The sequence below is a fragment of the Cyanobium sp. BA5m-21 genome, from assembly GCF_024346235.1.
Lineage (GTDB): Bacteria > Cyanobacteriota > Cyanobacteriia > PCC-6307 > Cyanobiaceae > Cyanobium_A > Cyanobium_A usitatum.
On the sequence record NZ_JAGQCO010000086.1, the window covers coordinates 1 to 5,859 of the forward strand.

The following is a 5,859-nucleotide window of genomic DNA, read 5'->3' on the forward strand; positions in this document are numbered from 1 at the left end:
GATGTGGCCAAGATCGGGGCAGGCCTGGGCTTTGAATTTTCCGGCGACGAGCTGCTGCGGCTTTCAGGCAAAAAAGTAGGTCGCGTAACGGTTACCAAGCAGGACCTGCCCGGGGAATACAACTAGCTGCCGTGCCGCGGGCTTCGTTCGCGGCTAGACGACCTTTAAGCAACCCGGAAACAACACCATGGCCAAGCGGACGGAACTGATCACGGCGATTGGCTTAGGGCTCGTCGTAGCAGCTGCGGGCAGCTTCACCGCTCTGGCCCGCCCCATGGGCGGCGGCGGCTTTGGCGGGGCAGGCTCCGGTGCGGGGGTGCGTCCAGGGGCGGGCTGGGGTGCTCCTGGCGCCGGAACGAGACCGGGCGTTGGTGTGGGAGCACCCGGAGTAGGGGCGCCCGGAGCGGGAGCTCGCCCTGGTGTGGGCTGGGGTGCCCCTGGCGCTGGTTTCACCCGCGCCCCAGGGGCCTCTGCCTGGAATCCGGCCTGGGGCCGCCAAGGGGGTTACTGGTCGTCGCGCACCTGGAGCACCGGCTGGTATCGGCCCTATCCAGCGGCCTGGCCCTGGTGGCGAGCCAGTTCGGTGGCCTGGGGAGTGGGCAGCTTGGCCACGGCTGCTGCGATCACCAGTGCTGTTAATGCAGCTGCGTATCAGCAGTCGACCGTGATCGTGGTGCCCCAAACCAGCCTGCAGCTCGACTACGGCTCGGTTCAAGCGCTGCCACCTAATCGAGTTCAGTTTGCCTACGGCGTTGCCGGTATGCCCCTGATGACAGCCACCAGCGATTGCAAGCAAGGGCTGATCAATGGCATGGCACCGACCACGGCCGACCAGGCCCAGGTGCTCAATGCCAGCTGCCACATCGCCTACGGCTCCAACTGAGCGGGGTGGCCCCATCCCTTTTGCGGATTCGGGCCCTGGAGAAGGGCGATCTCGCCGACGTCACCGCCTTGGCCCGTGCTGAACATTTCGCGCCGGGCCAGGGAGACGTAGCCATCTACCGCCATACCGACCGCCAGGGGCTCTGGGTTGGTTGCCTAAACGGTCGTCCAATCGGCTGTATTGCCGGGGTCCGGTACAACGCCGAATACGGCTTCATCGGCATGTTTTTGGTGCAACCAGAGCACCGGGGGCAGGGATTTGGCCGTGAGCTTTGGCAGCGGGCCTTGCAGCATCTGGAGGGCCTTACTTGCATCGGCATTGAGGCCGCCCCCGATCGCATCGGTGACTACGCCAGTTGGGGGTTTGCGCCGGCGTCGCCAACCCAGCGCTGGCAGCGGATCAGTGATGGCAACCTCCCGCCCGCCGCTACTCCAGAGGGCCTGAGCCTGCTTGAGGGAAGTGCCATACCCGACAGGGCCGTGCAGGCCTATGACGCCCAGCGGGAGCTCAGCCCCCGGCCCCACTTCCTCGCCGACTGGCTGCACCATCCGGCCGGCACGGTGCTGGCCCTGATCGGCCCGGATGGCTCATGCCACGGCTTTGGCCGAATCCGGCCCTGCCTGCTGCATCGAGGCGAGGGTTGGCGGATAGGGCCCCTGCTAGCCGACACGCCTGCCCTGGCGGCCCAGCTTCTCAACGCCCTGATGGCCCGCCATGCCGGCGTGGTGTTAATCGATGCCCCTGCCGCCAATCCGGAGGCAGGGGCCCTGCTGCTGCAGTTGGGTTTTGCGGTGGTCGCCGAGACGCTGAGGATGTACCGGGGCAGCCTGCCGCCGGTTCCCCTTGGCGATGTCTACGGGTTGGCCTGCCTGGAGCTGGGCTGAGCGCGGCGGGCGGCGAGGCCAGCCTCCGTTGCAGTAACAACAGCCAGCAGCAGCAGGCCGCCTAGGCCGATCAGTTGATTTTGCTGCACCAAATCGGGCATCAATACCTCGTCCACGTTTTGGCTTAGGACACCTCCCGCCACAAACCAGGCCGTTGCCAGGCCTGAGCTGATCCAGTAGGCCCGCCAGCGGCGTTGATAGATGTATCCCGTACCTAAACCAGGCACCAGGTTGAGCACTACGGCCACCCAGGGGCTGGAGGCGGCAAGGATTATTTGCTGGCTGAGTTCTTGGTTGACTTTCTGGCTGGCTTGATCTGGATTGCTGGTTGGGGTCATTGTTGGCGTGGCCTGGTTTGCTGCATCGGGGGCGTTGAACCTGCAGGCTGGAGTGCCGCTGATTCTTTTTGCAGTGCTCGCCGCCCTGGTGATTCTGTTGGTGATTGTGGCGGTGGCGTGGGGCCTTAATCCAAGCCGGCAGGATTTTGCCTGGTTTATGCGGCTGCGCCGCCCGCGCTGGCTGGTGTTTGAGGGCTTGATTCCCGTGATTTGGCTGCTGATCTACGTCTGCTTCTACATCTCGGCTTGGCTCACCTGGCAGACCAGCTGGAGCGGCTTGTGGATGGCGGCTTTCCTGGTGCAGTTGGTATTGGTGCAGAGCTACACGCTTGTGATTTGCCGTAGCCGCAGCCTGGGCAGGGGCACGGTCATTGGCTTTTCTGGCTGGGTGTGGGGCATTGCCCTCACCGTTGCTGTGGCTAGCGAGAGCATGCTGGCGGCTGGTTTGCTGCTGCCTTACCTGCTCTGGAGCCCGGTGGGCACCTGGGTTACCTGGCAGATGCGTCAGCTCAACCGCTAGCCCTGGTCACCTATGGCGACTCGCGAGCCACGGCCAGGGCCGCCAGTAGGCCGCCGCCAAAACCGCTGAGGTGGCCGATCCAGCTCACGCCTGGCGGTGAAAAAATCGGCAGCAGGCTGGGCAGCACCCCCGCATAGGTGACCAGGGCCAGCACTGAAAGGAGCAGGGAGAGGGGCCGCTTCTCCAGCCAGCCGATCAGCAGCAGGTAGCCCAGCAGCCCGTACACGACCCCGGAGAGTCCGTGACTGCCGTTGGGCCAGAGCAGCCATACCGGAATAGCCGTGGCATAAACCCCCAACCAAACGGCCAGATAGTCGCGGCGGCCGCGCAGCAATACCAGCCAGGAGAGGGGCAGAAAGGTGAGCGAATTGCCCAGGAGATGGCCAAAACCGCTATGGCTGAAGGGGGCTGTCAGCACCCCGAGGAAGGAGCCTCCGGGCGTCATCGGCAGGTTCCAGTTGCCACCGAAAACCAGCTGGTCAACCAGCTCCTGGAGCCAGGGAATCAGCAAGATCAGCGGCGGAAGCAGCAGATTGAAACCGGCTCGGGCGATCAAGCGATCCAGACGTTGGGGTAGAGATTCGTTCACGGCTCGCACTTGAAGCTGCAGCGCAGCATGGCAAGGGCTTCATCAGGCAGGCCCAGCAGACGATCCAGCCAGGGGTCCCCGCACGGTGGCACTCTTGCCACCCCCACCAGCAGGGCCGTGCCATTGGCGCTGAGGGGCTGGCCCATGGCCCGGTGGCGTTGCCCCTGGGCTGCGCCCGTGCTGAGCAGGGTTTCGATCAGCAGGTCGGGGGCGCGGTAGAGCCCGGCAATGCGGAAGCGAAAGCGGGCCCGGAAGTGCAGTTGAACAGCACCTGTTGCTGAATCAATGCTGCCCGCCAGCTGCTCAGGGGCGATGGCGATCTCCAGGCCCGGGGGCAGGGGCAGCCCCAGCACCCGGGTGGTGCGCCAGTTGAGTGGCGGAATCAACAGCCTGGCGGGCTCGAAGCTCACGGTTCGCGGGCCGCCAGCTGGGCTGGGGCCGAGCTCACCGGTTCCGCCGCCGCCGCTGGCGTCGTAGCTGAAGTGGGGATAGGCGCCGATGGCCAGGCCACAGCCCTTAGTGGTGCCTAGCTGCAGCATGCCAACCCCAAACTCGGGGCTCACAGGCTGCGCAGCGCGTCTAATTCGCCGCGGCTGTGCAGTTCGGCCAGCTCGTTGTAGCCACCAATAGAAACGCCATCGATGTAGAGCTGGGGCACCGGTCCCGACTCGTCGGGTTCGATTTCCACGAAGGCAATGCCCAGGGTGCGCAGCATGCGTAGGGCCCGGCGCGAAAAGGGGCATTCCGGCCGCCCGGCGATTTCAACTCGCGGTTCGCTGCTGGCTGATGTGGTCGGCGATGCACTAGGTGCTGGGCTGGTGCCGGTGCTGAGCAGGCCCACCAGCAGGTCGGCGCCGCGCAACACCAGGGTGCCGTGCTCGAGGTGGCCGCCCCACACCTGGCAGCTGGCATCGGAGAAGCTCAGGTGCAGGTGCACCCCATCCGGGCTGATCGTGCCCTGCAGGGTGATGATCTCCAGCTCGCCAGCCAAAACCGTGGGTGCGCTTTTGCCAGGGCAGGCAAAGGCGGCTTGGGAGAGGTTGCCCACCACACTCAGCACAAAGCCGCCGGCGTTGTGCTCAAGGGCCAGCTGCTCCAGGCTGCGCCGCACGTCACTGCCGGCTTCGAGGTGCAGCGGCACGGCACGCATGGCAGATATAGATAGGTGGGGGCAAGGCTACGCCGGCCCATGCTGGTGAGGTTGCCCTGTTGCCATGGCCCCGGATTCCGCCCTCGCTGCCCTCAACCTGGCGGTGGTGGGTCATGTGGAGTGGGTGAGCTTTGTGGCAGTGGAGCAGCTGCCAGTTGCTGGTTCGATCGACCGGGCCACCGCCTTTCTGGAGGAACCCGCCGGTGGTGGGGCGGTGGTGGCGGTGCAGCTGGCCCGTCTCAGCGGCAAGCGGGTGCGGTTTTTCACCTCCCTGGGCCGGGACGCCACCGGCGAGCGCTCAGCGGAACGGCTCACGGAGCTGGGTCTTGATCTTGAGGTGGCCTGGCGGGATGCCCCAACCCGCCGGGGGGTGAGCTTTGTGGATCGGGCCGGTGACCGCAGCATCACCGTGATCGGCGAGCGACTGGCCCCGTTGGCTAGGGATCCACTCCCCTGGGCTGATCTGGCTGACTGCGATGGCGTCTTTGTGACCGCGGCCGACGCGGCAGCTCTGCAGCAATGCCGCCGGGCCCGGCTGCTCGGCGCCACGCCACGGGTTGGCTTGCCGCTCTTGGAGGCCAGCGGAGTGAGCTGCGATGCCTTGATCGGCAGCGCCCTCGATCCGGGTGAGCAGGTGCCTGCTGGCGCCCTATCGCGCCCCCCGCGACTGCGAATCGCCACCGAAGGGGCGGCTGGTGGCTGGAGCGAACCCGGCGGGCGCTTCTCTGCCCAGGCCCTGGCGGCCCCGCCGGTCGACAGTTATGGCTGCGGCGACAGCTTTGCAGCCGGGGTGATGGCGGGACTGGCGGCTGGTTGGAGCGTCGCCGCAGCAATCGACCTGGGCGCCCGCTGCGGCGCCGAGTGCGCCGTTGCCTTTGGTCCCTACGCCCGCCCTAACTGACCTGGTTTTGCACAAGCAGCAGCAGCCTGTTTGCCTCCGGATCAAGCAGCCAGGCCTCCACTCCGAAGGCCTCCTGGCGCGGACCGTCCAGAAGCGTGGCGCCCAGCCCAATGGCGCTCGCCAGCCAGGCCTGCAGCAGGGCCATGGCAGCTGCGTCGTTGTTGCCGCCAGCCACGCTGCGCTGCAGGCACGTTGCTAGCCGGCCGGGTTGCTTCTCTTGGGGCCGGCTCTGGGATGGGGCGTAGATCTCCAGGAAGCCACCGGCGGGCCAGGGCACTCGCCAATGGCTGGCACCAAGCCCCTGTAGGGGCTCTACCGCCAGCAAATCGGCGTAAAACCTTGCCAGGGCAGGGGGATTGTCTGCAGCCAGCACCAGGGAGCTGCTCAGGCTTGGGGTGTTTTGCACCGTTTTTATTGATTGCCTAAAAAGTCTGCAACGGCCAGATCGGGGCGACGCAGCAGGGCAAAGATGGTGCCGGCGTTGCCGCGGCACAGCCTCAGCTCCTCGGTGAGCACGGTGATGTCGAGCCAGGCTGGAAAGCTTTGCTGCACTTCACGTTGAAGCTGTAAGCGTGTGGTGCCAAGCCGGGGACC

The 5,859-nt window shown here is 66.0% G+C and carries 9 protein-coding genes and 2 pseudogenes; 5 read left to right on the top strand and 6 right to left on the bottom strand.

Annotation, left to right across the window (positions count from 1 at the left end; genetic code table 11):
- From KBY72_RS14015 to KBY72_RS14030, 3 genes and pseudogenes are all read left to right on the top strand, one after another.
- A pseudogene (locus tag KBY72_RS14015) lies at positions 1–126 on the top strand (Nif11-like leader peptide family natural product precursor); the annotation flags it as partial.
- Between the two features lie 61 nt (positions 127–187).
- Positions 188–883: a hypothetical protein gene (locus KBY72_RS14025; RefSeq protein ID WP_261361250.1), complete on the top strand. Its 696-nt coding sequence runs from the start codon at positions 188–190 to the stop codon at positions 881–883.
- Between the two features lie 5 nt (positions 884–888).
- The gene (locus KBY72_RS14030) at positions 889–1,767 is read left to right on the top strand and encodes a GNAT family N-acetyltransferase (RefSeq protein WP_254993834.1); all 879 of its coding nucleotides are present in this window, start codon (positions 889–891) and stop codon (positions 1,765–1,767) included.
- Here the strand turns inward: KBY72_RS14030 and KBY72_RS14035 are convergent.
- Positions 1,737–2,105: a hypothetical protein gene (locus tag KBY72_RS14035; protein WP_254993835.1), complete on the bottom strand. Its 369-nt coding sequence runs from the start codon at positions 2,103–2,105 to the stop codon at positions 1,737–1,739. The two genes, KBY72_RS14030 and KBY72_RS14035, sit on opposite strands and share 31 nt — an antisense overlap.
- Before the next feature lie 7 nt (positions 2,106–2,112).
- Between KBY72_RS14035 and KBY72_RS14040 the strand changes: the two genes are divergently transcribed.
- A complete protein-coding gene (locus KBY72_RS14040) occupies positions 2,113–2,625 on the top strand; it encodes a TspO/MBR family protein (RefSeq protein ID WP_254993836.1) in 513 nt (170 codons plus the stop codon).
- A gap of 10 nt (positions 2,626–2,635) precedes the next feature.
- On the opposite strand, the gene KBY72_RS14045 is transcribed toward KBY72_RS14040, so the two are convergent.
- From KBY72_RS14045 to KBY72_RS14055, 3 genes are read right to left on the bottom strand one after another with little or no spacing between them, the layout of a single operon-like run.
- Positions 2,636–3,214, bottom strand: coding sequence for a rhomboid family intramembrane serine protease (locus tag KBY72_RS14045; RefSeq protein WP_254962036.1), 579 nt, complete (start codon positions 3,212–3,214; stop codon positions 2,636–2,638).
- Complete coding sequence (locus KBY72_RS14050) at positions 3,211–3,777, bottom strand: hypothetical protein (RefSeq protein ID WP_254962035.1); 567 nt, start codon at positions 3,775–3,777, stop codon at positions 3,211–3,213. Before KBY72_RS14050 ends, KBY72_RS14045 begins: the two co-directional genes overlap by 4 nt.
- On the bottom strand, positions 3,774–4,364 hold the full coding sequence (locus tag KBY72_RS14055) for a PCC domain-containing protein (RefSeq protein ID WP_254962034.1): 591 nt from the start codon (positions 4,362–4,364) through the stop codon (positions 3,774–3,776). Before KBY72_RS14055 ends, KBY72_RS14050 begins: the two co-directional genes overlap by 4 nt.
- A 64-nt stretch (positions 4,365–4,428) precedes the next feature.
- Between KBY72_RS14055 and KBY72_RS14060 the strand changes: the two genes are divergently transcribed.
- The gene (locus KBY72_RS14060) at positions 4,429–5,265 is read left to right on the top strand and encodes a PfkB family carbohydrate kinase (RefSeq protein ID WP_254962033.1); all 837 of its coding nucleotides are present in this window, start codon (positions 4,429–4,431) and stop codon (positions 5,263–5,265) included.
- Here KBY72_RS14060 and KBY72_RS14065 read toward each other — a convergent pair.
- A complete protein-coding gene (locus tag KBY72_RS14065; RefSeq protein WP_254962032.1) occupies positions 5,258–5,671 on the bottom strand; it encodes a VOC family protein in 414 nt (137 codons plus the stop codon). The genes KBY72_RS14060 and KBY72_RS14065 overlap by 8 nt on opposite strands.
- A gap of 5 nt (positions 5,672–5,676) precedes the next feature.
- Positions 5,677–5,859: pseudogene (locus tag KBY72_RS14070) on the bottom strand (PAP/fibrillin family protein); the annotation flags it as partial.

Excerpts from the sequence above, each read along its gene's own strand:
- KBY72_RS14060 (WP_254962033.1), top strand. The coding sequence starts at position 4,429 with ATGGCCCCGGATTCCGCCCTCGCTGCCCTCAACCTGGCGGTGGTGGGT.
- KBY72_RS14035 (WP_254993835.1), bottom strand. The coding sequence starts at position 2,105 with ATGACCCCAACCAGCAATCCAGATCAAGCCAGCCAGAAAGTCAACCAA.
- KBY72_RS14055 (WP_254962034.1), bottom strand. The coding sequence starts at position 4,364 with ATGCGTGCCGTGCCGCTGCACCTCGAAGCCGGCAGTGACGTGCGGCGC.
- KBY72_RS14025 (WP_261361250.1), top strand. The coding sequence starts at position 188 with ATGGCCAAGCGGACGGAACTGATCACGGCGATTGGCTTAGGGCTCGTC.